The organism is Methanothermobacter thermautotrophicus, assembly GCF_014889545.1.
Classification (GTDB): domain Archaea; phylum Methanobacteriota; class Methanobacteria; order Methanobacteriales; family Methanothermobacteraceae; genus Methanothermobacter; species Methanothermobacter thermautotrophicus_A.
This window is the reverse complement of record NZ_QKOF01000005.1, coordinates 46,722-71,576: the sequence shown is the minus strand read 5'-3', so window position 1 is coordinate 71,576 and position 24,855 is coordinate 46,722. Positions and strand designations below refer to the sequence as shown.

Here is a 24,855-nt window from a genome sequence, read left to right as displayed (position 1 = left end):
TGAAATCCTCCAGCTTGAGAAATAACTGCATACCGGGTATGCTTGTCATCAAATTTTTGAGTGCACTTCAATTTATGTGCCTAATCTTATTTAAAATTTTATAAAGGGCCGGTTTAATACGAAAATTGTTTATCATATGAGTATTATCATGGGGGTCTTACAATAACCGCCGGTGTGTGTTCAACTGAGGATAGCATCTCCACTGTGATATTCCCTGGTCTGTCACTGAATTCCCTGGCCATATCATAGACCGTGGCCCTCCCGGCATTCCTGCGGTGGTATTCCTCTGCAGCTGATGCAACCTCGAGGAGAACTTCCAGTTTAACGGGCCTTGATGATGCGAGGGGTGTGGGCCAGGTTCTTCCAGCGAACCGTCCTGCAAGGTAACCCAGAAACCCTGTATCTGACCTTATGCCAGGCACAGCGATGGGGAGTGAGGTGAAGTACCTTCCAAGTATACTGTAGGTTGCATCGGTATCGATTATGACAGTGGTAACATCTGCACCGAATTTTCGTCTGATCTCGCTGGCAATAAAGTTCGCCGCTTCACCAGGATTTTCAGGTAGAAGAGAAACAAGGGTTCCCGGCACATTACTCAGATCAATACCGGCCTCGGAAGCAGGCTTAAGGGCATGTTTAAGTCCATAGTATCTCAGGACAACCTCCTTATGTGCCCTTGCCTCGGGCGGCAGTCTTCTGAGGTTCATTATGGTCCTCCTCTTCATGCCGAGGATCGGACCGAGAAGGTACCCCCATATGTACTTTGACCAGATATCTGCCAGCATCAACGCGGTTATGGATGGTCTGAACCGGGATTCATCGACCAGGTTTCCCTGGGCAACCGAGACCGGTGTCTCTGAGATTACCAGGAAATCACCATCCATTGCAAGCGCACCGGCCCTCTCGATGATCTCTGAGAACCCCTCACCGGGTCTTATGTAACCCGTCACCACGGGCACTGTCAGGTAATCCTGGGACATTTTCATCTGGCCTTCACTGGTGGTGCCCATACCTTAAGGTCTATACCCTCTATAACAGCCCTTCGACCCTCAAGCTGGACAACAACTCCCGAGTGGACCTTCTGCATCATGCAGTGGGCTGGCAGGAAGCGCACGGTTTCACCGATATTCGGTAGCTCACCCTCGATTACACCCTCAAAGCCACCAACCATGCAGACCCCTATGTCCATGAATTCAAAGTCATCCATGCCGAGGCGGTGGCATGGTCCAACGATGTGCACGGTTATGAGGCCATGGTTCTCATCCAGTATCTCTGCAAAGTGGGTTATTGGACATCCAAGGGGCCTGTATCTGATTATATCCCCCTTCCGCAGCTTGGTGGACGTGAATGGGAAGAGGATCTCCCTGCAGGAGCCCTCATCAGGGAGGGGTTTCAGTATGAAGTCTGCCTCGTACCCGTCAAGGACACCGAAGATCTTCTTCTCCTCCTCAAGGATATTCTCCTCCTTAAGGATGTCCTGGAGTCTTTTCAGGTTATCTGCAAAGAGTTCCTGGTACATGAAGTGGCATCTGTCGATTTCTGCCCTCCCCTTGAGCAGAGCAGCCGCATACTCATCGCACCTTGCATACCCACAGATTCCGCAGTTGTATCCTGGGAGGAGGGCAGTTACCTCTTCTTTAAGGGATTTATCCTGGGACATCTGAAAGATCCTCTCCTCATTCTCCTTCATAGGTCTGGAAGCCGTCTATTCTTCTGAGTATTCCCCTGTGGTGCTTCTTGTTAACCCTTGTCTCACCGACACATAGTGTGCACACTGCAAGGGGTGCTGAGTGACGGAGCTCCTCGTTTTCAAGGGAAACCTCCCTGCTCTCGATCATCTCCTCTGCGAGTTCCATGCATCCCTGCCCGCTGAGACCGTTGGCCTCTATTATCTTTGCTGAGGGGTTAACCTCCAGTATGCGCTCCCTGAATATCTCCCTCTCGGCCTGGGATATCATGTCACCCTTGGTCACCACTGCTATATCTGCAGTTGAGAGGAACGGACCAACCTTGAGGGGCGTGTTCGGTCCGCTGGTGGCATCTATGACACATACTCCGAGGCAGTTCTTTGTGTAGGGGGCGCAGCGGTGACAGAGTCCTGCTGTCTCAATGATTAGGAAGTCTGATTCGTTCTTCTCAGCCCACTTTATCATGTCGTCTATGTTGTAGATGGCATAATGGTCAGGGCACATGTCCATTGAGAGGCCCACCAGTGTTGGCACCCCGACCTTCTCAAATTTCTTATCATCGTCGGTGTAGAGGCAATCTATCTTTACAACCGATGACTTCAGTCCCCTTGATTTGAGGCTCCTGAGTGTGTGCATCAGAACCGCGGTTTTTCCAGATCCAGGCGTTCCTGCAACAATTACCATTCTCATGGGTTTCACTTCTCTCTGCTGATAGGTTTATGGACTTTTTGGTTCAACCTGATTGGGATTTATTCGATTTTATGGATCAACTATTTGGAGTCATTTATTATTTCGCTCAGGTCTATATCCTCGACCAGCTCCCCCCTCCGGACCTTTTCACGGAGGCTGAGCATGAGTTCATCGATCTTGTTCAGCTCCCGGGATATCCTCTTCTCCTGGGGGGTTGTTGTAACTATCTTCTGCATACCGCCGTGCTTCATGACTATCCTCTTATCGGTCATGAGTGCAAGTACAGGGTCATGGGTTACAACAAGGACGATCTTACCATGCCCTGCCAGCACATTGAGGGCGTCATGCTTCCGTATACCTGCATTCTCAATTTCATCTATCAGTACAATGGGTGAGTCACTTATTATTGCCACGTCTGCAACCATCAAAGCCCTTGACTGGCCTCCACTCAGTATTGTGAGGTCATGCTCCTTTTTAATGGGCTCCCCTGTCAGGGTGTTTGCAAGTTCGATGACGCGGTCCACACACTTCTCACTGGCACCCCTGCACTTGGCATGAAGGCTGAGGAACTCCCCGACGGTCATATCAGCCAGGAAATTCATGTTCTGTGATAGCTGGGCCACCATCTTTTTCCTGGGATTTGTACGATCCTCATAACTTGGCTCCTCATCGTTTACAAGGATTTTCCTCTTTGAGAAGGTGTCCATCTGTGCCAGCTGTTCGATATCACCTATAAGTGAACTTTTACCACTACCTGTGGGACCAACAACTCCAAATATTTCACCCTTCCTTATTTCAACCAGTTCTACGGGTTCCTTTTCTCCGAACTTATCATAACCGCCGATTACAGTAATTTTCTCTATCATTAAAGATTCACCTTTCCGAGAGTGTCTCCCCTCAAGCCTCTGCGTATTGTTTCAAGGGCTGTTATCTCTTCGGGGGGTATGTTTCCAAGGTTAACATCGGGTCCAATCTTTAAAATGAAGTAAACCTGCTGACTTTTCTGGGGCGCCTCCCATATTATTCTCTCCATGGGGAGCCTTTCAGTGAGATAGTTGAATTCGTCCTCCTTGATGTTTCCCCTCTCATCGTATATACCTATGTTCTGTCCGCTCTCACGGGCCTCCATGAGGACCATGGATGCTCCTGCCCTGAGATCAGCCTCCACCAGCGTGACCCTATCCTCGGGTTCAAGAAGTCTGTCCATGGATGGATCCTTTTTACCAACCTCGGATATGACCCGGAATCCCTCATCAACGGCCATTTCAATTATACTACATTTTTCTTCGGTTTCAATTTCCACAGTCCCGTTGGATATTTCAAGTGTTTCAAATCCGAGGCTTCGGGCCTCCTGGAAGTATTCCTCCACCTTACCTTTGAGGTAGGCTATCTCGAATAGTGTACCCCCTGGATAGGGCTCCACATCGAATGATCTGTACATATTTATCTTTTCCTTTACAGTGGAGCGGCTGTGGAGGGGTAGTGTTCCCCATCCAAACTTTATGAAGTCAACGTAATCTGATGATATCTCCATGAGGTCACGGGCGCTCGCAGGTCCCATTCCCTTATCAAGAACCATGGTTATTCCAATTTTTCGGGGTTTCCCACTCCTTGACGGGGCGAGAAAATCAAAGGCGTTCATAGCATCACCTTCTGCTTTGAGTCAGAAATAACACGGGATCATATTAATTGGGATTCATATGTTTACTACCTTTATAAAAATTTTTCCTATACTTGCATGATATATCCAAATATAATTTGAGATCAAGGTATATATAAGTAGGTGTTAGTCATGGAGAAGAAGATATGTTACTTTGAGGAACCAGGTAAGGAAAACACTGAGAGGGTCCTTGAACTTGTAAGGGAGAGGGCTGACCAGCTTGGAATCAGGGATTTTGTTGTGGCATCGGTTTCAGGCGAGACGGCCCTCATGTTATCTGAAATGGTTGAGGGCAACATTGTATCTGTAACCCACCATGCAGGTTTCAGGGAGAAGGGAAAGCTTGAACTGGAGGCTGATGCAAGGGATGACCTCATCGAGAGGGGTGTGAAGGTCTATGCTGGTTCACATGCCCTCAGTGGTGTTGGAAGGGGGATATCAAACAGGTTTGGGGGCGTCACGCCCGTGGAGGTGATGGCCGAAACCCTGAGGATGGTCTCCCAGGGATTCAAGGTATGTGTAGAGATAGCCATAATGGCCGCAGACGCTGGACTCATCCCCGTTGATGAGGAGGTTATAGCCATAGGTGGAACCGCCTGGGGTGCTGACACAGCCGTTGTACTCACACCCGCCCACATGAACAGTGTATTTGACCTCCGGATCCATGAGGTAATTGCAATGCCCAGACCATAACTGTCTCATGACAGCTCATGATGGTCCCACCCAGATTCATGCTATTCATGGCCACGCGGGCCATCAATAATTTTATTTTGCCCCAACTTTGACCCGGTATTTTCAGAGGTCACAGAAACTGATTTTTAATTTTGAATGTGAGCCATGGCCCCATTGGTGCCATATTAACCGTTGCTTTTAAATATGTCTTAGCACAATAACATATTTCATAGATAAGTGTGGGGGTAGTAATTGAAATTCATTAACGATGCCATAAAGGAATCTGAGAAAAGGGAAAAGCCGTCTTCCACCTCAATGAATTCAGAAATTGACAGGGAACTCCAGGAAATAATCGAAAATAGCAGGGCCAAGATATACGTTGTTGGGACCGGCGGAGCAGGTAACAACACCGTAACAAGGCTCAGTGAGATTGGAGTTGAGGGTGCTGAGACCATAGCCGTTAACACGGATGCCCAGGACCTCTTCTACTCGGTAGCTGACCGGAAGCTTCTCATAGGCAGGAATGTATGTGGTGGTCTCGGTGCAGGCGGTGTCCCTGAAGTGGGAGAGGAATGTGCAGAGGAAAGTGAGGATGATATCCGCAGGGAACTTGAAGGGGCTGATATGGTCTTTGTAACCTGTGGCCTTGGGGGTGGTACAGGGACAGGATCAGCGCCCGTGATATCCAAACTCGCCAAGAAGGCGGGCGCCCTCACGATAGCCGTTGCAACCATGCCCTTCAGTGCAGAGGGTCTTAAGAGGAGGGAGAATGCTGAGAGGGGACTTGAGAAACTCCAGAACGCCGCAGATACCGTCATCGTCATACCCAATGACAAGCTCCTTGAGGTCGCACCCAATCTGCCCCTGAATAAGGCCTTCATGGTTGCAGACGAGATCCTTGGAAGGGCAGTTAAGGGCATAACTGAACTCATAACCAAACCCGGCCTCGTTAGCCTTGACTTTGCTGACGTTAGAAGCATAATGAAGGGTTCAGGAATGGCAATGATTGGAATGGGTGAGGCAGAATCCGGTGACAGGGCCCTTGAATCAGTTTATGAGGCCCTTAACAGTCCACTGCTGGATCTGGACATATCCAATGCAAGAGGAGCCCTTATAAACATATCTGGAAGTTCAGACCTCACCCTCCAGGAGGCTGAAAGGATCGTGGAGGTTGTTGCCGAGGAACTTGATCCGGATGCAAACATAATATGGGGTGCCCAGATTCAGGATGACCTTCAGAACGTCATACGGACAACAATCGTCGTTGCAGGTGTAAGATCACCCTACATCTATGGGGCCCATGGATCTGCAGAGAAGGAGTTCATGGATGAAAAACAGCGTGAAAGGGGCTCCGTTGATGAGTCTGTCCTGGAAGAATTTATAGATGGAGTATTCTGATATTCTTCCACACACCCCCACCTTAAGGAAAACATTTATAAATCTTGAATTATAGATTACTCCATCACTCATCCTTGATCATAGCCCTTGTTTTTTAACCCATAGTAATAGCGGGGATAAACCATGAAATACAGGGAGTCTATTTTAAATTTTATAAAACAGTCAAAGAGAGTATTGAAGGTTTCAAAGAAACCTAGCCGTGAGGAATACCTCAACGTGTCAAAGGTAACCGGTATAGGTATAATAATAATAGGTGTCATAGGATTCATAATAAGCATAATCGCCCAGCTCCTGGGGGGCTAGCATCAGGGTGGGTTAAAGGTTGTACAGTGAATTATATATATGAGGTTGTGTTCTTAATGGAAGATAGTAAAAATTCCATCTATGCCCTTAAGACCTCCGTGGGTCAGGAGAAAAATGTGGCCAGGATGCTTGCAAGGAAGGTGAGGGATAGTGGTATAGAGATAAACGCTATTCTTGTCCCTGAATCACTGAGGGGATACATCCTGGTTGAGTCCTCATCAAAGATTGACATGAGAAACCCTGCAATAAGGGTGCCCCACCTCAGGGGTGTAGTTGAAAGTAAAACAGAGGGTGAGGCCGAGATAGACTTTGAAGAGGTTAAAAGGTTCCTCAAGCCAGAACCCATCATATCATCCATTAAGAAGGGAAGCATTGTTGAACTCATATCCGGACCCTTTAAGGGCGAAAGGGCAAAGGTTATCCGCATAGATGAGTCAAGGGAGGAAGTTGTACTTGAACTCATAGAGGCGGCCGTGCCCATTCCAGTAACTGTTAAAGGTGATCAGATTAGAATAATACAAAAGGAGGCTGATTAATGGCTAAAGAAACCGTTGAAATTCTTATTGATGGTGGAAAAGCCACTCCAGGACCACCTCTGGGTCCTGCGATTGGTCCGCTTGGAATTAACATGATGCAGGTAGTTGAGGAGATAAACCGCAAGACAGCTGACTTTGAGGGGATGAAGGTCCCTGTGAAGATCATAGTGGACACGGATACAAGGGAATTTGAGGTTGAAGTGGGTACTCCTCCAACAACCGCCCTCATCATGGATGAACTCAAGCTGGAGAAGGGGTCCCAGGACCCTGGGATGGATAAGATAGCAGACATCTCAATGGAACAGGTGCTGAAGATTGCCAGGATGAAATTCGATGCACTGCTATCAAATGACTACAAACGTGCAGTCAAGGAGATCATGGGCACCTGTGTCAGCATGGGCATAACAGTGAATGGTAAGGACCCCCGTGAGGTTCAGAGGGAGGTTGACCAGGGAGCCTATGATGACCTCCTCACATCATAAAAATTTATAAATCTTGAAAACCACATAACTAACCCCATTATATGAACTTATTTTTTGAAGTTCATGGAGGATTCAGAATGCAACAAGAGATAATGGAAGCGGTGAAGAAGGCCAAGGAACTTTCAAGGCCGAGAAACTTCACACAGTCCATGGATGTTATTCTTAACATCAAGGACCTTGACGTCAATAAACCAGAGAACAGGTTTGACGAGGAAGTTTCTCTACCCAACGGCCGCGGTAAGGATGTAAAGATTGCCGTGATAGCCGATGGGGAACTGGCCCTCCAGGCTAAAAATGCAGGGGCCGACCTTGTGATAACCAAGGATGAACTTGAAGAACTTGGCAAAAACCGTAAGGAAGCAAAGAAACTTGCCAACCAGTATGAATTCTTTGTGGCTCAGGCAGACATGATGCCCCTGGTGGGTCGATTCCTGGGACCCGTTCTCGGACCCAGAAAGAAGATGCCCAAACCAGTGCCAGCAACAATAAACCCGGAGCCCATCCTGAAGAAACTCAGGGACACTGTTAAGGTCAGAATCAAGGACCAGCCAGTGGTTCATACCGTGGTTGGTACCGAGGACATGGACGATGAGAAGCTCGCCGAGAACATAGAGGCGGTTCTTCAGACAATTGACCGCAAACTTGAGAAGGGAAGAAACCAGTTAAAGTCCATGTACGTTAAGACAACCATGGGCCCGGTAGTGAGGGTGATTTAAATGGCTCACGTGGCTGAATGGAAGAAGAAAGAGGTTCAGGAGCTCCATGACCTCATCAAAGGTCATGAAGTGGTTGGTATAGCCAACCTTGCAGACATACCTGCAAGGCAGCTCCAGAAGATGCGCCAGACACTCCGTGACAGTGCACTCATCAGAATGTCCAAGAAGACCCTGATCAGCCTTGCCCTTGAGAAAGCTGGCAGAGAACTTGAAAACGTTGATTCACTCTCTGAATACATGGAGGGGCAGCCTGCACTTATATTCACAGATATGAATCCATTTAAGCTCTTCAAGATCCTTGAGGACAGTAAAACTCCTGCTCCAGCCAAACCAGGGGCCATCGCCCCGGCTGACATAGTTGTCCCCAAGGGGGATACCGGATTTGCACCAGGTCCAATACTGGGTGAACTGCAGCAGATAGGTATCCCTGCCAAGATCGAGAAGGGCAAGATCGTGGTTTCAAATGACCACGTCGTTGTGAAGGCAGGGGAGGAGATACCACCCAAGGTGGCCGGAATATTAACAAGACTTGATATACAGCCACTTGAGGTGGGAATAGACCTCAGAGCAGCATATGAAAACCAGACAATATACACTGCAGATGTATTAACCATCGATGAAGAGAAGACCCTGTCTGATATCCAGAAGGCATTTTCACAGGCATTTAACCTCTCCGTCAACGCGGTTATATACACCAGGGAGACAATGCCTGCCATCATCCAGAAGGCAGCTTCAAAGTCATTCAACCTTGCATACAATGCATCAATACTCACATCAGAAACAACTGACCTCCTGCTTGCAAAGGCCTATGCACAGATGCTTGCACTGGCCGCTGCAGCTGCAGAGGTTAATGATGAGGCAGTTGATGATGAACTGAAGGAGAAGTTGTCTTCAAGGGCAGCAGCACCAGCCCCTGAAGAAAAAGAGGAAGAGGTTGAAGAAGAAGCTGAAGAGGAAGAAGAGGAAGAAGAGGATGCAGCTGCCGGTCTCGGCGCACTCTTCGGATAAACACTTTACTGGCAACAGTTAACCCATTAAAAAATAAAATTTGAGGTGATCATATGGAATACATATACGCAGCAATGTTACTGCATACAACAGGTAAGGAAATCAACGAAGAAAACGTTAAAGGCGTCCTTGAAGCAGCAGGCGCTGAAGTGGACGATGCAAGGGTCAAGGCTCTCATAGCAGCCCTTGAAGACGTTGACATCGAAGAGGCAATGGAAACAACAGCTGTAGCCGCAGCACCAGCAGCGGCAGCAGCACCAGCAGCAGCCGAAGAGGCTGAAGAAGAAGCTGAGGAAGAAGAGGAAGAAGAAGAGGAAGCTGAAGAGGAAGCAGCTGCCGGTCTCGGCGCACTCTTCGGTTAAACTCCTCCCTATTTTTTTCTCTTCCAGTGTTTAATGGCAAAAAATTTATTTTTCTTAATTCTTATTCTATTTATAAAAACTGTTTTCAATGATTACCATGTCCCGTCAGCTTGAAAAACTTGGATACAGAAAATATGAATGCAGGTCCTGTGGAAACATCTTCTGGTCTATGAAGGAACGCGAAACATGTGGAGACGCCCCCTGTGACGAATACGGATTCATAGGAAACCCCGCCACAGATAGGAGCTATGACCTCTATGAGATACAGGATGAGTTCATGGAGTTCTTCGCTGAAAGGGGTCATGAACCCATCAGGAGGTACCCTGTACTTGCAAAACGCTGGCGGGACGATGTATTCCTGGTGGGCGCATCCATATACAACTTCCAGCCATGGGTCACATCTGGCCTGGTGAAACCCCCCGCAAACCCCCTGGTGGTTGCGCAGCCATCAATAAGACTCAACGATGTTGATAATGTTGGAAGAACAGGAAGACACCTCACATGCTTCACAATGGGGGGTCATCACGCATTCAATTCTGAGGATAACACTGTCTACTGGGAAGAGGAGACAATAAAGTACTGTCATGACTTTTTAACACACATAGGAATTGATCCATCTGAGATAACATTCATAGAGTCATGGTGGCAGGGGGGTGGAAACGAGGGGCCCTGCTATGAGGTATGCGTCAGGGGTGTTGAACTTGCAACCCTTGTCTTCATACAGTACCGGACTCTCCCTGATGGTGGCAGGGAGGAGATCCCCCTCAAGATAGTTGACACAGGCTATGGACTTGAAAGGTTCGCCTGGATATCACAGGGGACACCAACAGCCTACGATGCCTGCTTTGGCCCGGTAATTGAGAAACTGCTCCAGCTGACAGGTGTGGAAATCGATGAGGAGATACTTGCAGAGAATGCCAGGGTTGCAGGGATGATGGACATAGAGACCTACGCCGATTTAAGGGAACTCAGGAAGAGGGTAGCGGATAAACTTGGTATCTCTGTGGAGGAACTGGAACGTGCAGCCTCCCCAATGGAATCGGTTTATGCCATAGCAGACCATACCCGGTGCCTGGCATTCATGCTTGCAGATGGGGTGATACCATCAAACGTGAAGGAGGGATACCTTGCAAGGCTCATAATCAGGAGGACCCTTAGGCTCATGAAGGACCTTGGCATGAAGGAGTCCCTTAAGGATATAATGAACATCCAGGTGGAGTTCCTTGAGGGCCACTACCCTGAGATAAGGGGTCATCATGAGCACATACTGAATATCATAGACCTCGAGGAACACCGCTATGCAAGGACAGTGAAGAAGGGTCGCAGGATTGTCGAGAAAACAATAAAATACCTTAAAAGGGATGGAAAAGCAGAGATGCCCCTGGAGACCCTCATAAAACTGTATGACTCCCACGGAATCCCACCCGAGACCATCAAGGAGATGGCAGAGGAATCCGGATTCAAGGTTAAAATTCCAGACAACTTCTACACCCTCGTAGCAGAGAGGAATGAAACCGAAGCCGACATGCCCGGGGAGGACGTACACCTTGACTACCCTGCAACTGAACTCCTATTCTACAGGAAACCCGATGAACTGGAATTCCAGGCAGAGGTCATAGGCATACATGAGAATGGCATAATACTCGACCGCACACTCTTCTATCCTGAGGGGGGCGGTCAGCCATCAGATACAGGATACATCACAGCTGAAGGCTGCAAGGTCAGGATAAAACATGCAGAGAAGATAGGGGACGTCGTTGTTCACAGGACAGACGATGAAATCTGCATCGAACCAGGAACAACCATCAGAGGCTTTATTGATTCCGATAGAAGGCTTCAGCTCACAAGGAACCACACAGCAACCCACCTCATAGTTTCAGCGGCAAGAAAGGTCCTGGGAGATCACATATGGCAGGCGGGGGCCCAGAAGGGAGTTAAAAGTTCACGCATAGACCTGTCACACTACAGAAGAATAAAACTGGAAGAGCTCCAGGAGATAGAGAGACTCGCAAATGAGTATGTCATGATGAACGTACCCCTCCATGTCAGGTGGATGGACCGGGACCTTGCAGAGAGGAAGTATGGATTCATACTCTACCAGGGCGGAGTTGTACCTGGCTCAAGGATAAGGGTCGTTGAGATTCCAGGCATAGATGTCCAGGCCTGTGCAGGCACCCATGTCCACAGAACAGGAGACATTGGACTCATCAGGATAAACCGAACAGAACGCATACAGGACGGAGTGGAGAGGATAGAGTTCTCTGCAGGGTCAGCGGCCATAGAGCTCATGCAGAAGGCAGGGGACATACTGAGGGAAAGCTCGGACATATTCAAGGTCACCCCATCACAGCTCCCAGGGACATGTGAAAGGTTCTTCAGGGAGTGGAAGGCCCTCAGAAATGAGGTCTCCCGCCTCAAGGAGGAGGTCGCGTCACTAAAGATCCTTGAGATGAAGGACAGGGCTGAGAAGATCAATAACCTCACAGTGATAATCGACACCGTTGACGCTGATATGGATGAGATGAAGAACATGGCCCTTGAACTATCAGCCACAGTCGACGCAGTGGTACTAGCGAACCATGAGGGTAAAATCGTTGGAGCAGCCTCTGAAGATGCCGTAAAGGCTGGTTTGAGGATCAACGAGGTCATATCAAAGGCTGCAGCTTTGCTTGGAGGTGGAGGTGGAGGCAGACCTCACCTTGCACAGGGAGCAGGCCCCGGAACTGAGAAGCTTGATGATGCCCTTGATGAGGCTAGAGCAGCCCTTAGAATATGAAGGCATCCTCTCTGACTGTTTAGGGGGTTCAATTTGAACAGACCTGTCTCTGAAATAAATGAAAGAATACTTGAAGGGGATGCAGCTGTCTTTACAGCAGATGAGATAAAGGACATGGTCCGTGATGGTGACCTCCCGGCAGCCGATGAGGTTGACGTTGTAACCACAGCCACATGTGGTGTCATGTCAGGCACAGCAGCGGTCATGCACCTTAAAGTATCAGAGCCTGGTTCCTTCCGCAAGGCAGCCAGTGTTGAGCTGAACGGGATACCCGCCTACCCTGGTCCCTGCCCAAATGAGAACCTTGGATCAGTCGACCTTTTCATCTATGGGACAGGCCACAGCAGGGAGGACCCTGAATATGGGGGGGGCTTCCTATTCAGGGACCTGCTCATGGGATCCGAGGTCCATGTGAGGGTCACATCTGTGGAGGGCAGGGTGGTCGAGTCCACGGTCACCATGGATGATATTGAAACAGCCAGGATAGTTGGTACACGCATGGCCTTCAGGAATTACACGGCCCTTGTTAATCCAGGAGAAAAACCAGTGAAATCCATATTCAATGCATTTGAAATGCCTGAAAACTGCGGCGGCCTTTCATTCTCTGGCTGCGGTGACCTCAACCCCCTTGAAAACGACCCATTAATGGAGACAGTGCATCAGGGGACCGGGGTTCTTCTGAACGGGGCCCGGGCCATAGTACTGGGTGAGGGTACAAGAAGCAGCCCCCTAAAGCCGAACCTCATGATCAGCGGTGACCTCCATGATATGGACCCCCGGTACATCGGGGGATTCAGGACAGCGGCGGGTCCAGAGATATTTAACACAGTGGCGCTTCCAGTCCCTGTAACATCAGAGAGGGTCCTTGAGAACCTCACGGTCCTGAATTCAGATATAAAACTTCCTGTTGCAGATGTAAGGGATCGTTCAAGGGTTATAACCGAGATAACCTATGAGGATGTGTGGGGTGGTGAGGAGAGGCCGACCCATAAACCGGGGATGTGCACAGACTGTGGGGTCTGCATTGCAGCCAGGAGGTGCCCCACACATGCCATCGATAACGGTCTGGACCTTGATAGGTGCTTTGGCTGTGGAGTATGCGCATGGTCCTGTCCATCAGGGGCATATGAGATGGATACAGGGACTGTCAGGATAGGTGAAATGTCAGTTCCCATCATATGCAGACAGTCTGACAGGTTAAGGGCCCGTGAACTGGCACTGGAACTTAAGGAACTGATAGAAAATGGGGATTTCCTCATGAGCAGATGAGGTAATTAAGATGACGGGGGTGTTATGATTCTTGATTATGATGTTATACTTGCACGCTACGGCGAGGTCGCCATCAAGGGACCCTCAGTAAGGAGAAGATTCGAAGGAAAACTGCTCCACAATATAAAGTCGGCCTTCAGCTGCAGAGCAGAGATCAGACATGGGAGGATATTCATTTTTCCTGAAGACATGGATGAAGCCCTTGATAGACTATCAAAGATATTTGGTATTGTCTCATTTTCTCCGGCTGTGACCGCCAGGACAGGTTTTGATAGCATAGAGGATGCACTGCGGGAATACATTCATGAGCTGAGATCTGAGGGTCTCCTCAGCAGCAGGACACCCTTCGCCATAAGGTGCCGGAGGGTTGGTGTCCATGATTTCACGAGCCAGGAGATGGCAGCATTCGCGGGTTCAGTTGTTGTAGGGGAGACCGGGGCCCCGGTTGATCTTGGAAAGCCTGAGCTGGAGATTCACCTTGAGATAAGGGAGGGCGAGACATACATCTACCACAGGGTGATACCTGGACCTGGGGGCCTCCCTGCAGGGAGCCAGGGAAAGGTGGTGGCGCTCCTATCTGGGGGCATTGACTCCCCTGTGGCCACCTACCTGATGATGAAGAGGGGTTGCCAGGTTGTGGCGGTCCACATGAACAATTCACCCTTCACAGGGGAGAAAGCAGAGGAGAAGGTTGAGAGGATCGCTGCAAAACTCGCAGAGTACTCTGCAGGCGTGGAATTCAAACTGAGAACCTTCAGTTATGGAAGATATCTTGAAATGTGTCGTGGAAGGGCTCCTGAGAAGATGACTTGCGTTCTATGCAAATTAGGGATGTACCATCTTGCAGAGATGGTTGCAAAGGAGGAGGAGGCCCTTGCGATAGTCGATGGGAGCAGCCTCGGTCAGGTGGCATCCCAGACCCTCCCCAACATCCTTGCCACAAGGATGGGTGTGAATATCCCCATTCTGAGCCCCCTCATAGGCATGGATAAGGTGGAGATTGAGAACCTTGCAAAGAGGATAGGCACCTATGATATCTCCGTGATACCAGATGAGGGCTGCAGCGCCGTTCCGGCCCACCCATCAACAGCCTCACGTCCAGAAGCAGTCAAGGAGGCATCAGAGAAGATCAATGTTAAGGAAGAACTTTCGGAGATCTTCAGGGAGGGCTCAAAGACAAGGATATTCAGCTGATTCTGGTTTTGAGGAGTTGTGTTTTTGTTTCTAATTCATTGCTAAAAGACAAGGATATTCAGCTGATCCCCGGAGTGGAGGTGTGTGGATAACTTTTTAAATAATCAGATTCACATCTTTATATAGTAAGCCATTTCATCAACTCATTATCTTCTGGAGGTGTAATACATGAAAACAACCATTAGTGTAATTAAAGCAGACGTTGGAAGTGTAGCCGGTCATGCAGTTGCCCATGAAGCTTTAAAGAAGAAATGCGACGAGATACTGGCCGGCGCAAAGGAAACAGGGATCCTTGAGGATTACTATATAACCAACTGTGGGGATGATATAGACCTCATAATGACCCACAGGAACGGTGAAGAAAACGAGGAGGTCCACCAGACAGCATGGAATGCTTTCAGGGAAGCGACAGATGTTGCAAGAGGTTTAAAGTTGTATGGAGCTGGACAGGATCTCCTCTTGGATACATTCTCAGGCAACATAAAGGGTATGGGTCCTGGCTGTGCCGAGATGGAGTTCAAGGAGAGGCCAAGCGACCCTGTTATAATCTTCTGCTGCGACAAAACAGAACCCGGTGCCTTTAACCTCCCCCTCTTCAGAATGTTCGCTGATCCATTCAACACAGCGGGTCTTGTCATCGACCCATCACTCCACAATGGATACGAATTTGAGGTCTTTGACGTCGTTGAACACAGAAAGGTTACAATGGCATGCCCTGATGAGATGTATGACCTCCTGGCACTCCTTGGTTCAATCAGCCGCTACGTCATCAAGAGGATACACAGAAGGGACGATGGTGAAATCGCGGCCTCAGTGAGCACAGAGAGGCTGAACCTCATGGCAGGTAAATACATAGGTAAGGACGACCCCGTCGCAATTGTCAGGGCACAGTCAGGATTCCCTGCAGCTGGTGAGGTTGTTGAGCCCTTTGCATTCCCACACCTCGTCGGCGGATGGATGAGGGGATCCCACAACGGACCATTAATGCCTGTAGCCCAGAGGGACGCAACACCTGTGAGATTCGATGGACCACCAAGGGTAATAGCCCTTGGATTCCAGGTAGCTGACTGCAAGCTTGTGGGACCTGTTGACATGTTTGATGACCCCTCCTTCGACCGCTCAAGGCAGCTAGCCTCTGAGGTTGCCGAGTATATGAGGAGGCACGGTCCATTTGAGCCACACAGGCTCCCATCAGATGAGATGGAGTACACATCACTCCCTGGTGTCCTTGAAAAACTCGGCGACAGGTTTGAGGACATGGACTGATGGGTCCATAAGCTCCTCATCAGCATATCCCCTTTTTTCAGGATCTCTTAACCTCTTTTTTTCTCTTCATTATTTCCTGGGGTATGTCAACGACCCTTTCAACAGAATCAATCACAGCACCATCCGCTGTTGCAACAATACCCCCAGATTCCCTGAGTCTTCTGTCCACACATTCTGAGAGCATGGCGCAGCCCTCAATACCCCTGGAGTTCATGAGGTCCTCAACCAGGCCCCTCAGCCTTCCGCTGTGACTCACATTCCTGTCAAAATAAAATATGGCCTTATCCACTCCTGAATCAGCAAGGAATTCCATTATGATGTCAAGAGCCCTCAGAGTGTTATCATCCATCCTGTAACTGCCAGATACGCCCTGGATATCCCTCAGAAAACCATCCTGGGCTATGAAAAACTGATCTGTGAGAAGGCTTTCTGTACCTATGAGAACGTTGTATCCATCAATAAAAACGCAGGAACCGCGCAGCGCATCTCGGTCCACCCTGCGGGAACTTCTCCTGGCAACGGTTTCATCTGAGAAGACGCAACGGGCAAGGTAATTCCTCTCATCCCTTCCAAGGAGATAGTGGTTCGCAACAAAGTTCAGGGCAACACGCTTACGGTAGCCCCTGTTTAGGAGGTAGCGCAGGTCCTCAGCAGCCATTTCAAGGGACATTAACCTCTTCTCTTGGCAATTATTATGAGGGCACGGTCGGAGGCATCCTCGGCCCTGTCTGAAATGTTTGCAACCTTACGGGCTATCTCCTTCATGTCCAGAAACTTCACAACACCTATCCTATCCTCCCGGTAGGCGGAGTAGAGGCCAGTTATGATCTTCCTCTCAATTACATCGGCTTCATCCTCAAACCTTTCGATTTCATGGACCTTCCTCATGGCCTCGCCGAGATCCGTTTCAAGGAATTCAAGACACTCATAGAGGGCCCTGATGGTCTTCCCCGTAACCTTCATCATATCCCTGAAGTCATCCCTGAACTCAGCCGGGAATGCGACCTTCCCGAGGGATACTGTGAATGCCGCTGATTCAATAATATCCGCAACCTTATCTATGCTTTCAACGAGCATTATACGGTCCTCCCTGTCAAATGGGAGGAATGCGCCCTCATAGAATTCAAGTTCCATCTTTCTCCTTATCTCATCTGCCTCATGTTCCTTTATGGCTATCTCCTTTGTGAGTTCGGATACAAGTCTGCAGTTTCCAGCGTAGAATGCCTCCATCAGTTCCTCGAACTTCAGGTAACATTCCATGACCTTTTCGAGGTGTTGACGCCCATGCTTTTCCACTTTACTTTCCTTCAGGAAAAATTTCATTTTATCCCATCATATTATCCTGTGGAGCATTCTGAGGCTGTCTAGAAGGCCATGGGCATAGGTTATGCAGCCGAATGATGTGATGTGGTCCCCCTTTTCAAGGTAATAGATTGAGTCATCCCTGTAGTTCAGGGCCCTCTCAACAACAGCCTCCTCATCATCACTCAAATCTATGGATTTCATTTCCATTAAATTTTTCTCAAGAAGTTCAAGGTCCTTTTCTATACGTTCCCTGCAGTCCATTGAAACACCTCTTCCATACTCATTAATCTGATTTCGTACTTCGCCACGGGTAGAATTTCATGGCTATGTTCTCACAGTATTCGTTAATTTGATTTCGTGCTTCGCCACACGTAGATCATCCTCTGAATCATGGTAAAGTATCCTGCAGCTGCCAGTACAATGATGGCGGCGTCCATTAACCATGGGTGGATGAAGTATCCTGCAAGGGACCCTGCAAGGATTATGATGATCCGCTCCGCCCTTTCAGCGATTCCAACAGCGCATGCAATGCCCATGGATTCTGCGCGGGCCCTCACATAGCTCACCATGAGGCCAGAGTGCAGTGCCAGCAGCCCTGTTAGGAGTCCTGTGAATCCCCCCGCAGTTACCCCTATGATTATTATACCATCTGAGAGCCTGTCAAGGGTTGAGTCGAGGAAGCCACCGAAGGCCGTTGGCCTGAACCTCCTCCTTGCCACGGCCCCGTCAAGGACATCTATGAATCCACTTGCTGCGAGGAGGAGTGCTCCGGTGATGAGGCTCCCGGATGCGTATCCTGCGCTGGCAGCACATGCAACCAGGAAGCCCGTCAATGTTATATAATCCGCCGGCACGGCAATCCTGTCTGCAATGGGGTCAATGAATCTTCTGAGAACAGGTCTGAACTGGTTTAACATGGACTCATTTATATCTGGCACAGATATATATTGATTAGGTGCCGGTTTTGTGGATGGTTGACATTCAAGGTGTTCCAATGCTGATCAGAAAGATTACAAGGAGGAACCCCTCCCCTGAAGTTGTTGAGGAGGCCATATCTGTGATGGAGGGGGGAGGGATCGTTATATACCCCACAGATACAATCTATGGCCTCGGAGTTAATGCACTGGATGAGGACGCGGTAAGGAGACTATTCAGGGTTAAGGGAAGGCCACCACATAAGCCAGTATCAATATGTGTATCAGGGGTTGACGAGATTCCCAGATTTTCAAGGCCATCAAGGCATGCAATGGATCTGATGAAGAGGATACTGCCCGGTCCCTACACCCTGATACTTGAGAGGAATGAACTGATCCCTGATGTTATAACAGGGGGATCTTCAAGGGTGGGTATAAGGGTGCCCGACGATGAGGTATGCAGACTCATCACAGCAAGGTTCCCGGTTACAGCAACGAGTGCAAATATCTCGGGTAAACCTCCATCACCAGGGATTGAGGAGATTCTTAGGGACCTGGATGGTGTGGACCTTGTGCTGGATGCAGGGGAATGCCAGAGCATGGAGCCATCCACGGTGATTGACCTGACAGTGAACCCTCCGAGGGTTCTGAGGAGGGGTAAGGGCCCCCTTGACACTATACTGTGAAAATGAAGGTTGGAGATGAATGAAGAAATTAAGGGATATTGATGAAAACCAGAGGATACCAACGGAGTCCTCCATTGACAGGATACTGGGAGGGGGAGTTGAAAGAAGAACCATAACCCAGTTCTATGGGCCTCCTGGTTCAGGTAAGACCAACATAGCCATCAAACTTGCGGTTGAAACTGCAAAGAGGGGTAAAAATACGGTTTTCATTGATACGGAGGGTGGTCTTTCTGTTGAGAGAATAAGACAGGTCGCAGGCGACATTTTTGATAAGGTTGCAGATAGTATAATAGTATTTGAGCCCTCAAGCTTTAAAGAGCAGGGAGAAGCCCTTCAGAGGACATTATCGTTCCTCAAAAGCCATGGGGACTCAACGGACCTTGTTGTCCTTGACTCTGCGGTCGCGCTATACCGATTGAAGGATGGCAATGCATCCAGCTTTAATATTGACCTTGGAAGGCAGATGTTCCTCCTTCTACAGATGGCCAGAAGATTTGACCTTGCAGCGGTCATAACCAACCAGATATACTCCATCACCGGGGAGGATGGAAGGGAGCATGTTAGCCCCGTTGGCGGCACCATACTCCGTTACTGGTCCAAGGACATTGTGGAGCTTGAGATGGGTGAAAGGCCCGGTGAGAGGTTCGCTGTTCTCAGGAGGCACAGGAATCGTTTGGAGGGCTCTCGTGTGGGTTTCAGGATTGTTTCTGGCGGCATTCTATGAGCCCCGAGCTTTGAGTATTTCCAGCCAATGTAGGACCCTATGGTCTGATTTTATTACGAAAGCCCCTCCTGTAAACAAAGTTTATTAATAGGTTTGTTTAATATGATATAAGAAACCCTAAACTGGAGTTTAATTGAGGTTCAGCCTCGGGTAGGTAAGAGAAGCCTTCTTCTCTTTCGCATGGATACTCCTGTGCTGATGTGATAAAATGATTTCTCCTAAAAAATATGCTAAAGCTGCAAAAGTGCCACCAAATGGCTTTAAGACTTCAAATGAGTTTTTTAACCATGTCTTTAAGGACAAAGAAATGATATGGATGGGTCAGAACACCAACCATCTTCACGATCACTCTGAAATAGCGGAAGCCATGATTGATTGTATAAACGAGGGCAGCTACTGCAAGTATCCACCACCTGAAGGCTTTCCTGAGCTCAAAGAACTTGTACTGAAGGATCTAGGACTTGAAGATGACTTCGAGGCCCTCATAACTGCCGGGGGCACTGAGTCACTCTACCTATGCATGAACGATATACTTGAACCTGAGGATAACGCCATAACCTGTGATCCAGGGTACCTTATAATCGACAACTTCGCAAGCAGATTTGCATGCAGCGTAACATCGGTCCCCATATACAGCAGCGAATGCGACTACAAGTTAACACCTGACCTTGTACTTGAAAACATGGACCGCAACACCCGCCTCATATCCCTCATAGATCCACTGAACCCACTGGGTTCATCCTATACACTGGATGAGATAAGAGCATTCGCTGACATAGCAGAGGACCATGACGTTTACCTCCTCCATGATATAACCTACAGGGACTTTGCAAGGGAGCATCACCTAGCAGCAGAATATGCACCAGATCACACGGTCACTGTCTACAGCTTCTCCAAGATCTGTGGAATGGCCGGTCTGAGGATAGGTGCAATTGTCGCAACCTCAGATATCATCGAGTCCGTCAAGGGTATAGTCATAAATGATCTCGGCACAAATGTTGTCTCACAGGCAGGGGCAATTGCAGCCCTCAAAACAAAGGACAACTGGGTTGAAAGGATACGTAGGGAGACCTTCACCAATCAGAAGATCATTAAGGACGCAGTCGATGAGGTAGAAGGTGCCTTCCTCCCGGTTTACCCATCAAATGGTAACATGATGGCCATTGATATTCATGAAACCGGGGTTAACCCCGTTGACCTTACAGACTATCTGCTTAAGCGAAAGATCTTTGTGAGGCAGGGCGCATACACCAGCAAGATATTTGGGGATAGGTACATACGCCTCAGCTTCTCAATACCTAGGGAGCAGGTTGAGATATTCGCTGAAAACTTTGTGGATGTCATGGAATTCCTCAGACCATCCTGACTCACCCTTATTTTTTGGAATTCAACTGGATCAAATGTATATTCCTCTGCTCTGAATATTTTTCATTCAAGATATCTTCTTCAGTTCTGGAATCCATTGATGGCGCTGGTTAGTGTTGCTGAGCAGGGCTGTCATGTGGAAGTATGGTTCAAGGGGTGGTGTTGAATCATTACCCTCAAATGTTCTCTGGAGAAAGTATCATGGTCAAAAAGGAAGTGAGGGACTTCGTCAGTAAATTCGCTGCTTCATTCAGTTTTCAGGTAGTAGTACTCCCCGAGTTCCTTCTGCTCCCTGTCAAGGAAACTTCCAGGCTTGTTGACCCTTGGCCTTTTCGTCTCCTTGTCCCTCCTGAAGGTTATTCCCACCTCCCCGAGGAAGGTGTTCATGGCATCCCTGAGTTCTGTGGGAGCTGATGCATGTCCCTCAACTCCTGGCATTCCGCTGAAGACCATGGCCCTGTCTGAGACATAGTCAATGAATATTATATCATGGTCTATGATCATTGCAGAGGAGTTACTCCCCTCAATGATCCTCCTTATTGCCTTTGCAGCCATCAGGCGCTGCTCAACGTCGAGGAAGGCCGTTGGCTCGTCAAGAACGTAGAGATCAGCCTCCCTGGAGAGTGCAACTGCAACTGCAAGGCGCTGCAGCTCACCACCACTCAGCTCGTTGACGGGTTTATCAAGTATCTCCTCAAGGTTGAAGGGCCTCATGATCTCACTTTTGAAGATATTTGAGCCGTATGTTGGGGCGTTGGCATATAGGAATTCCTCCACGGTTCCGGTATAGTCTGATGAGAGGTACTGGGGTTTGTAGGATATCTTTATCTTCTTTTTAACCTTGCCGCTATCTGGTTTTTCAACACCTGCAAGGATCCTGGCGAAGGTTGTTTTACCTATACCGTTGGGTCCGAAGGCTGTAACCACCTCGTTGAGGTAGAGGGTGCCCTCATCGACATCAAGTTTAAATTCAGGGTATCTCCTGCTGAGGGCTGTGTACTCCGCAAGAACATCACCCTCCTCCCCGGTCCTCGGGGGCTTTACCTTGAATTCTATCTCATTTTTACGGAACCTGACATTCTCCTCCCTGAGGAAACCCCTTATGTATGTGTTGATTCCAACACGCACACCTCTCCTGTTGGATACAACACCGTAGGCGCCAGGTTTACCGTAGAGGATGTGGACGTAGTCTGACATTGCATCGAGGGCTGCCATGTCGTGCTCTATAACCATTACAGACTTACCTGCCTCTGCGAGGGATCTTATTACCTTCACTGCATTGAGCCTCTGCCTCACATCAAGCCAGGATGTCGGTTCATCGAAGTAGTAGAAGTCCGCATCCCTCAGAGCCGCCGCTGCAATGGCCACGCTCTGGAGCTCCCCGCCACTGAGGTTTGAGATATCCCTGCCCAGTATTTCCTGGATCTCCAGGGTTTCAATGACATCATCGGTTCTGCCTGACCCTATACCTGTTAGAAGATCCTCAACATTCCCCTTAACATACCTGGGGATCCTGTCCACCATCTGGGGCTTGTGGACAACACTTATTTCTCCTTTACTCAGTCTCTGGAAGTAATCCTGTAGCTGGGATCCCCTGAAGTGGTTTATTATTTCTTCCCAGGCAGGTGGGTCCTGGAAATCACCGAGGTTCGGGCGGAGTTCCCCTGATAGTATCCTTACGATGGTGGATTTACCGATACCGTTGGGTCCTATTAATCCAACAACGTCTCCGGATGTGACTGCTGGAAGCCCGAAGAGTTCAAACTGGTTCTGCCCGTAACGATGCACAGGGTTTTCAAGAGCCTCCGGGAGATTTATAACACTTATTGCATTGAACGGACATCTCTTTGTGCATATACCACATCCCGAGCACAGCTCCTCGGATATTATGGGCTTCTTTGTCTTTTCATCGATTGTTATTGTGTCCTCATCCATCCTCACGCCGGGACAGTATTCTATGCAGACGTAGTTGCATTTCTTTGGCTGACACCTATCATGATCGAGTATTGAGATTCTGGTCAATTCTATCACCATGGATAATGGGATGAAAAAATCAGTCCTGAAATGATTATGTTTTTTATGGGTTAATAAGAATTACTTGGGCCTAGAAGGAAACGGGTATTACTGGAGGAAAGCGGTGAAAAATTAAAAATAAGAAATATCTGGCCATTTATAATTTTTTAGCGGCCAGTTCTATGTCTGATGCTTTAACAGTTTTTCTGCCGGCGTGTTTTGCAAGTTTAACAGCTTCTTTTGCTATTTCTTCGCCTTTTTCTTCCAGAATCTTTGCAAGTGCTTCCCTTGCGTCGTCGCTTATTCTCTGGGCACCGGCATTTTTTATGATTCTCCCAACTGGTGCTATGGGTAATTCGGCCATAATATCACCTCAATTCTATATTTAACTCAATGGTATTTAAATTTATCGTTTTTTCGGCTCTTTTTTGCACCCATATCCTGATTCTATATCACTCAGCCTCGTAGAATTTAACTGTAACACTAACACAGACCTTTTACTGTGTAAGGATCATGATGGTTTACATGTGCATCAGATGGTCGCTGGTAGCTTCCCATTCCTTCCTGCTGGAAATCATTATTAGCGGTAAGGGAGATAGAACCCAGTGGTGGGAAAATGAAACAGGTCATAATAGTGAGATCCGATCTGAAGATGGGGAAGGGAAAAATAGCTGCCCAGGCCTGTCATGCTTCCATAGGATCATTTAAAAGGACGGGTCATGATAAAATAAGAGAATGGGAACTTGAAGGCTCAAAGAAGGTCATTGTTTCGGTGAACAGTCTTGATGAACTCCTTGAGATATATGAGGCTGTTAAGGAGGCTGGAATCTCACACTACCTGGTGAGGGATGCAGGACATACCCAGATACCTGCCGGCACCATAACCTGTCTGGGTATAGGTCCCGATGATGATGAGGAGATAGATAAAATAACAGGGGACCTGAAGCTGCTTTAGATGTGTGGTTCTAGGGGAGATGTGTTTGCTATGGAGTGGGTCGTTAAGATAGGTGGAAGTCTTTTTCCAGAACATGCTGCAGCCCTCCTTGAGAGCCTTGAGGGTGTCGGCGCAGCGGTGGTCTGTGGTGGAGGCTCCTTTGCAGATATGGTGAGGTATTATGATGAGAAATTCGGGTTTTCTGATACTGCAAACCATGAAGCAGCAATACTGTGCATGGACATAACTGGAAGGCTTCTTTCAGACATTGTCGAATCAGCAGTTCCTGTCAGGACTATTGCAGAGTGCAGAGAAGTTATTAGTGCGGGTTTAACTCCGGTTATAATCCCTTCGGAGCTTCTGCGTTTCACTGACCCGGCTGAACACTCATGGAGGGTCACCTCTGATTCCCTCTCACTCATGATCGCCCATATGATAAAAGCGAAACTTTTAATAGCAACAGATGTAGATGGTATATACACTGAGAGGCCACCTGCCCGTGATGCTAAACTTATAAATGATATAAGTGCTAAAGACTTACTATCTTTTGGTGAGACATCAGTGGATGAAGCACTACCTGAACTTCTGATTGAATTAAAATCTGATTGTTATGTTGTGAATGGGAAATATCCCTCCAGAGTGCTGTCCATTTTAAGGGCAGGTGCTTCGGAATGTGTATGTACAGTTATAAGAGGTGATTAAATGACCAAGATGGAATGTACATCCTGTAAACAGGAGATACCTCTGGTTGAGACATATGTGAAATTTGAATGTCCAATGTGCGGTGAGATGATCTACAGGTGCCAGAAGTGCAGGACCTTCGGCCACACCTACAGGTGCAAGTGTGGATTCGAGGGACCATAGGAAAAATATATAAATAAGTATTAATTTAAT

Annotated in this window: 29 protein-coding genes; 18 read left to right on the top strand and 11 right to left on the bottom strand. The window is 48.3% G+C overall.

The features are described 5' to 3' along the window. Positions 1–146: 146 nt before the first annotated feature. The 5 genes from DNK57_RS02905 to comA form a co-directional block, all read right to left on the bottom strand. On the bottom strand, positions 147–980 hold the full coding sequence (locus DNK57_RS02905; protein WP_192961803.1) for a coenzyme F420-0:L-glutamate ligase: 834 nt from the start codon (positions 978–980) through the stop codon (positions 147–149). Between the two features lie 2 nt (positions 981–982). Beyond that, positions 983–1,660 carry a (Fe-S)-binding protein gene (locus DNK57_RS02900; protein WP_192961802.1) on the bottom strand — a complete coding sequence of 226 codons (678 nt, stop codon included), beginning with the start codon at positions 1,658–1,660 and terminating at the stop codon, positions 983–985. Positions 1,661–1,676: 16 nt separating this feature from the next. Beyond that, on the bottom strand, positions 1,677–2,378 hold the full coding sequence (locus DNK57_RS02895; protein ID WP_192961560.1) for a GTP-binding protein: 702 nt from the start codon (positions 2,376–2,378) through the stop codon (positions 1,677–1,679). Between the two features lie 80 nt (positions 2,379–2,458). Continuing rightward, positions 2,459–3,244 carry an ATP-binding cassette domain-containing protein gene (locus DNK57_RS02890; RefSeq protein ID WP_192961559.1) on the bottom strand — a complete coding sequence of 262 codons (786 nt, stop codon included), beginning with the start codon at positions 3,242–3,244 and terminating at the stop codon, positions 2,459–2,461. After that, positions 3,244–4,020, bottom strand: coding sequence for a phosphosulfolactate synthase (comA, locus tag DNK57_RS02885; protein ID WP_192961558.1), 777 nt, complete (start codon positions 4,018–4,020; stop codon positions 3,244–3,246). The genes DNK57_RS02890 and comA overlap by 1 nt, the downstream gene beginning before the upstream one ends. A 150-nt stretch (positions 4,021–4,170) precedes the next feature. On the opposite strand from comA, the gene DNK57_RS02880 reads away from it, so the two are divergent. From DNK57_RS02880 to fbp, 12 genes are all read left to right on the top strand, one after another. Further along, positions 4,171–4,731 (top strand): pyruvate kinase alpha/beta domain-containing protein, encoded by a 561-nt coding sequence (locus DNK57_RS02880; RefSeq protein ID WP_192961557.1) that lies wholly within the window; start codon positions 4,171–4,173, stop codon positions 4,729–4,731. Between the two features lie 231 nt (positions 4,732–4,962). Beyond that, positions 4,963–6,108, top strand: a complete 1,146-nt coding sequence (gene ftsZ / locus DNK57_RS02875) for a cell division protein FtsZ (protein ID WP_192961556.1) — start codon at positions 4,963–4,965, stop codon at positions 6,106–6,108. Positions 6,109–6,231: 123 nt separating this feature from the next. After that, positions 6,232–6,411 carry a protein translocase SEC61 complex subunit gamma gene (locus DNK57_RS02870; RefSeq protein ID WP_192961555.1) on the top strand — a complete coding sequence of 60 codons (180 nt, stop codon included), beginning with the start codon at positions 6,232–6,234 and terminating at the stop codon, positions 6,409–6,411. Between the two features lie 56 nt (positions 6,412–6,467). Continuing rightward, the gene (locus DNK57_RS02865; RefSeq protein ID WP_048061118.1) at positions 6,468–6,947 is read left to right on the top strand and encodes a transcription elongation factor Spt5; all 480 of its coding nucleotides are present in this window, start codon (positions 6,468–6,470) and stop codon (positions 6,945–6,947) included. Next, positions 6,947–7,429, top strand: a complete 483-nt coding sequence (locus tag DNK57_RS02860) for a 50S ribosomal protein L11 (protein WP_192961554.1) — start codon at positions 6,947–6,949, stop codon at positions 7,427–7,429. The genes DNK57_RS02865 and DNK57_RS02860 overlap by 1 nt, the downstream gene beginning before the upstream one ends. A 77-nt stretch (positions 7,430–7,506) precedes the next feature. After that, complete coding sequence (locus DNK57_RS02855; protein ID WP_192961553.1) at positions 7,507–8,145, top strand: 50S ribosomal protein L1; 639 nt, start codon at positions 7,507–7,509, stop codon at positions 8,143–8,145. Continuing rightward, positions 8,146–9,153, top strand: coding sequence for a 50S ribosomal protein L10 (locus DNK57_RS02850; protein WP_192961552.1), 1,008 nt, complete (start codon positions 8,146–8,148; stop codon positions 9,151–9,153). 53 nt (positions 9,154–9,206) lie between these two features. Beyond that, the gene (gene rpl12p, locus DNK57_RS02845) at positions 9,207–9,515 is read left to right on the top strand and encodes a 50S ribosomal protein P1 (RefSeq protein ID WP_192961551.1); all 309 of its coding nucleotides are present in this window, start codon (positions 9,207–9,209) and stop codon (positions 9,513–9,515) included. Between the two features lie 88 nt (positions 9,516–9,603). After that, positions 9,604–12,291 carry an alanine--tRNA ligase gene (gene alaS / locus DNK57_RS02840; protein ID WP_192961550.1) on the top strand — a complete coding sequence of 896 codons (2,688 nt, stop codon included), beginning with the start codon at positions 9,604–9,606 and terminating at the stop codon, positions 12,289–12,291. A gap of 33 nt (positions 12,292–12,324) precedes the next feature. Beyond that, positions 12,325–13,560 (top strand): methanogenesis marker 16 metalloprotein, encoded by a 1,236-nt coding sequence (locus DNK57_RS02835; protein WP_226891015.1) that lies wholly within the window; start codon positions 12,325–12,327, stop codon positions 13,558–13,560. A 24-nt stretch (positions 13,561–13,584) separates the two neighbouring features. Continuing rightward, positions 13,585–14,754 carry a tRNA uracil 4-sulfurtransferase ThiI gene (thiI, locus tag DNK57_RS02830; RefSeq protein WP_192961549.1) on the top strand — a complete coding sequence of 390 codons (1,170 nt, stop codon included), beginning with the start codon at positions 13,585–13,587 and terminating at the stop codon, positions 14,752–14,754. Positions 14,755–14,922: 168 nt separating this feature from the next. Further along, entirely contained in the window at positions 14,923–16,020 is a 1,098-nt protein-coding gene (gene fbp / locus DNK57_RS02825) for a fructose-1,6-bisphosphate aldolase/phosphatase (protein ID WP_192961548.1), read from the top strand. A gap of 37 nt (positions 16,021–16,057) precedes the next feature. Here fbp and DNK57_RS02820 read toward each other — a convergent pair whose 3' ends face one another. From DNK57_RS02820 to pgsA, 4 genes are all read right to left on the bottom strand, one after another. After that, positions 16,058–16,690 carry a DUF434 domain-containing protein gene (locus DNK57_RS02820; RefSeq protein ID WP_192961547.1) on the bottom strand — a complete coding sequence of 211 codons (633 nt, stop codon included), beginning with the start codon at positions 16,688–16,690 and terminating at the stop codon, positions 16,058–16,060. Then, positions 16,690–17,343: a TIGR00153 family protein gene (locus DNK57_RS02815; protein ID WP_192961546.1), complete on the bottom strand. Its 654-nt coding sequence runs from the start codon at positions 17,341–17,343 to the stop codon at positions 16,690–16,692. The genes DNK57_RS02820 and DNK57_RS02815 overlap by 1 nt, the downstream gene beginning before the upstream one ends. A gap of 9 nt (positions 17,344–17,352) precedes the next feature. Next, positions 17,353–17,586, bottom strand: a complete 234-nt coding sequence (locus DNK57_RS02810) for a DUF357 domain-containing protein (protein ID WP_192961545.1) — start codon at positions 17,584–17,586, stop codon at positions 17,353–17,355. A gap of 83 nt (positions 17,587–17,669) precedes the next feature. After that, positions 17,670–18,242, bottom strand: a complete 573-nt coding sequence (gene pgsA / locus DNK57_RS02805; protein ID WP_192961544.1) for an archaetidylinositol phosphate synthase — start codon at positions 18,240–18,242, stop codon at positions 17,670–17,672. Positions 18,243–18,319: 77 nt separating this feature from the next. Between pgsA and DNK57_RS02800 the strand changes: the two genes are divergently transcribed. From DNK57_RS02800 to DNK57_RS02790, 3 genes are all read left to right on the top strand, one after another. Beyond that, positions 18,320–18,925 carry an L-threonylcarbamoyladenylate synthase gene (locus tag DNK57_RS02800; RefSeq protein WP_192961543.1) on the top strand — a complete coding sequence of 202 codons (606 nt, stop codon included), beginning with the start codon at positions 18,320–18,322 and terminating at the stop codon, positions 18,923–18,925. Between the two features lie 19 nt (positions 18,926–18,944). Further along, complete coding sequence (gene radB / locus DNK57_RS02795; RefSeq protein WP_192961542.1) at positions 18,945–19,649, top strand: DNA repair and recombination protein RadB; 705 nt, start codon at positions 18,945–18,947, stop codon at positions 19,647–19,649. Between the two features lie 208 nt (positions 19,650–19,857). After that, the gene (locus DNK57_RS02790) at positions 19,858–21,015 is read left to right on the top strand and encodes a pyridoxal phosphate-dependent aminotransferase (RefSeq protein WP_192961541.1); all 1,158 of its coding nucleotides are present in this window, start codon (positions 19,858–19,860) and stop codon (positions 21,013–21,015) included. Between the two features lie 245 nt (positions 21,016–21,260). Here DNK57_RS02790 and DNK57_RS02785 read toward each other — a convergent pair whose 3' ends face one another. After that, entirely contained in the window at positions 21,261–23,036 is a 1,776-nt protein-coding gene (locus DNK57_RS02785; RefSeq protein WP_192961540.1) for a ribosome biogenesis/translation initiation ATPase RLI, read from the bottom strand. A 148-nt stretch (positions 23,037–23,184) separates the two neighbouring features. Next, the gene (gene hmtA2 / locus DNK57_RS02780; RefSeq protein ID WP_010877303.1) at positions 23,185–23,391 is read right to left on the bottom strand and encodes a histone HmtA2; all 207 of its coding nucleotides are present in this window, start codon (positions 23,389–23,391) and stop codon (positions 23,185–23,187) included. Positions 23,392–23,643: 252 nt separating this feature from the next. On the opposite strand from hmtA2, the gene pth2 reads away from it, so the two are divergent. From pth2 to DNK57_RS02765, 3 genes are read left to right on the top strand one after another with little or no spacing between them, the layout of a single operon-like run. Continuing rightward, a complete protein-coding gene (gene pth2, locus DNK57_RS02775) occupies positions 23,644–23,982 on the top strand; it encodes an aminoacyl-tRNA hydrolase (RefSeq protein WP_192961539.1) in 339 nt (112 codons plus the stop codon). 30 nt (positions 23,983–24,012) lie between these two features. Continuing rightward, complete coding sequence (locus DNK57_RS02770) at positions 24,013–24,663, top strand: amino acid kinase family protein (RefSeq protein WP_192961538.1); 651 nt, start codon at positions 24,013–24,015, stop codon at positions 24,661–24,663. Next, positions 24,664–24,825 (top strand): zinc finger domain-containing protein, encoded by a 162-nt coding sequence (locus DNK57_RS02765; protein WP_010877306.1) that lies wholly within the window; start codon positions 24,664–24,666, stop codon positions 24,823–24,825. The last annotated feature ends 30 nt before the right edge of the window (positions 24,826–24,855 follow it).

Coding starts and splice junctions, on each gene's coding strand:
- DNK57_RS02905 (WP_192961803.1), bottom strand. CDS start 980: ATGTCCCAGGATTACCTGACAGTGCCCGTGGTGACGGGTTACATAAGA.
- DNK57_RS02900 (WP_192961802.1), bottom strand. CDS start 1,660: ATGTCCCAGGATAAATCCCTTAAAGAAGAGGTAACTGCCCTCCTCCCA.
- DNK57_RS02895 (WP_192961560.1), bottom strand. CDS start 2,378: ATGAGAATGGTAATTGTTGCAGGAACGCCTGGATCTGGAAAAACCGCG.
- DNK57_RS02890 (WP_192961559.1), bottom strand. CDS start 3,244: ATGATAGAGAAAATTACTGTAATCGGCGGTTATGATAAGTTCGGAGAA.
- comA (WP_192961558.1), bottom strand. CDS start 4,020: ATGAACGCCTTTGATTTTCTCGCCCCGTCAAGGAGTGGGAAACCCCGA.
- DNK57_RS02880 (WP_192961557.1), top strand. CDS start 4,171: ATGGAGAAGAAGATATGTTACTTTGAGGAACCAGGTAAGGAAAACACT.
- DNK57_RS02870 (WP_192961555.1), top strand. CDS start 6,232: ATGAAATACAGGGAGTCTATTTTAAATTTTATAAAACAGTCAAAGAGA.
- DNK57_RS02865 (WP_048061118.1), top strand. CDS start 6,468: ATGGAAGATAGTAAAAATTCCATCTATGCCCTTAAGACCTCCGTGGGT.
- DNK57_RS02860 (WP_192961554.1), top strand. CDS start 6,947: ATGGCTAAAGAAACCGTTGAAATTCTTATTGATGGTGGAAAAGCCACT.
- DNK57_RS02855 (WP_192961553.1), top strand. CDS start 7,507: ATGCAACAAGAGATAATGGAAGCGGTGAAGAAGGCCAAGGAACTTTCA.
- DNK57_RS02850 (WP_192961552.1), top strand. CDS start 8,146: ATGGCTCACGTGGCTGAATGGAAGAAGAAAGAGGTTCAGGAGCTCCAT.
- rpl12p (WP_192961551.1), top strand. CDS start 9,207: ATGGAATACATATACGCAGCAATGTTACTGCATACAACAGGTAAGGAA.
- alaS (WP_192961550.1), top strand. CDS start 9,604: ATGATTACCATGTCCCGTCAGCTTGAAAAACTTGGATACAGAAAATAT.
- thiI (WP_192961549.1), top strand. CDS start 13,585: ATGATTCTTGATTATGATGTTATACTTGCACGCTACGGCGAGGTCGCC.
- fbp (WP_192961548.1), top strand. CDS start 14,923: ATGAAAACAACCATTAGTGTAATTAAAGCAGACGTTGGAAGTGTAGCC.
- DNK57_RS02820 (WP_192961547.1), bottom strand. CDS start 16,690: ATGTCCCTTGAAATGGCTGCTGAGGACCTGCGCTACCTCCTAAACAGG.
- DNK57_RS02815 (WP_192961546.1), bottom strand. CDS start 17,343: ATGAAATTTTTCCTGAAGGAAAGTAAAGTGGAAAAGCATGGGCGTCAA.
- DNK57_RS02810 (WP_192961545.1), bottom strand. CDS start 17,586: ATGGACTGCAGGGAACGTATAGAAAAGGACCTTGAACTTCTTGAGAAA.
- pgsA (WP_192961544.1), bottom strand. CDS start 18,242: ATGTTAAACCAGTTCAGACCTGTTCTCAGAAGATTCATTGACCCCATT.
- DNK57_RS02800 (WP_192961543.1), top strand. CDS start 18,320: ATGCTGATCAGAAAGATTACAAGGAGGAACCCCTCCCCTGAAGTTGTT.
- radB (WP_192961542.1), top strand. CDS start 18,945: ATGAAGAAATTAAGGGATATTGATGAAAACCAGAGGATACCAACGGAG.
- DNK57_RS02790 (WP_192961541.1), top strand. CDS start 19,858: ATGATTTCTCCTAAAAAATATGCTAAAGCTGCAAAAGTGCCACCAAAT.
- hmtA2 (WP_010877303.1), bottom strand. CDS start 23,391: ATGGCCGAATTACCCATAGCACCAGTTGGGAGAATCATAAAAAATGCC.
- pth2 (WP_192961539.1), top strand. CDS start 23,644: ATGAAACAGGTCATAATAGTGAGATCCGATCTGAAGATGGGGAAGGGA.
- DNK57_RS02770 (WP_192961538.1), top strand. CDS start 24,013: ATGGAGTGGGTCGTTAAGATAGGTGGAAGTCTTTTTCCAGAACATGCT.
- DNK57_RS02765 (WP_010877306.1), top strand. CDS start 24,664: ATGACCAAGATGGAATGTACATCCTGTAAACAGGAGATACCTCTGGTT.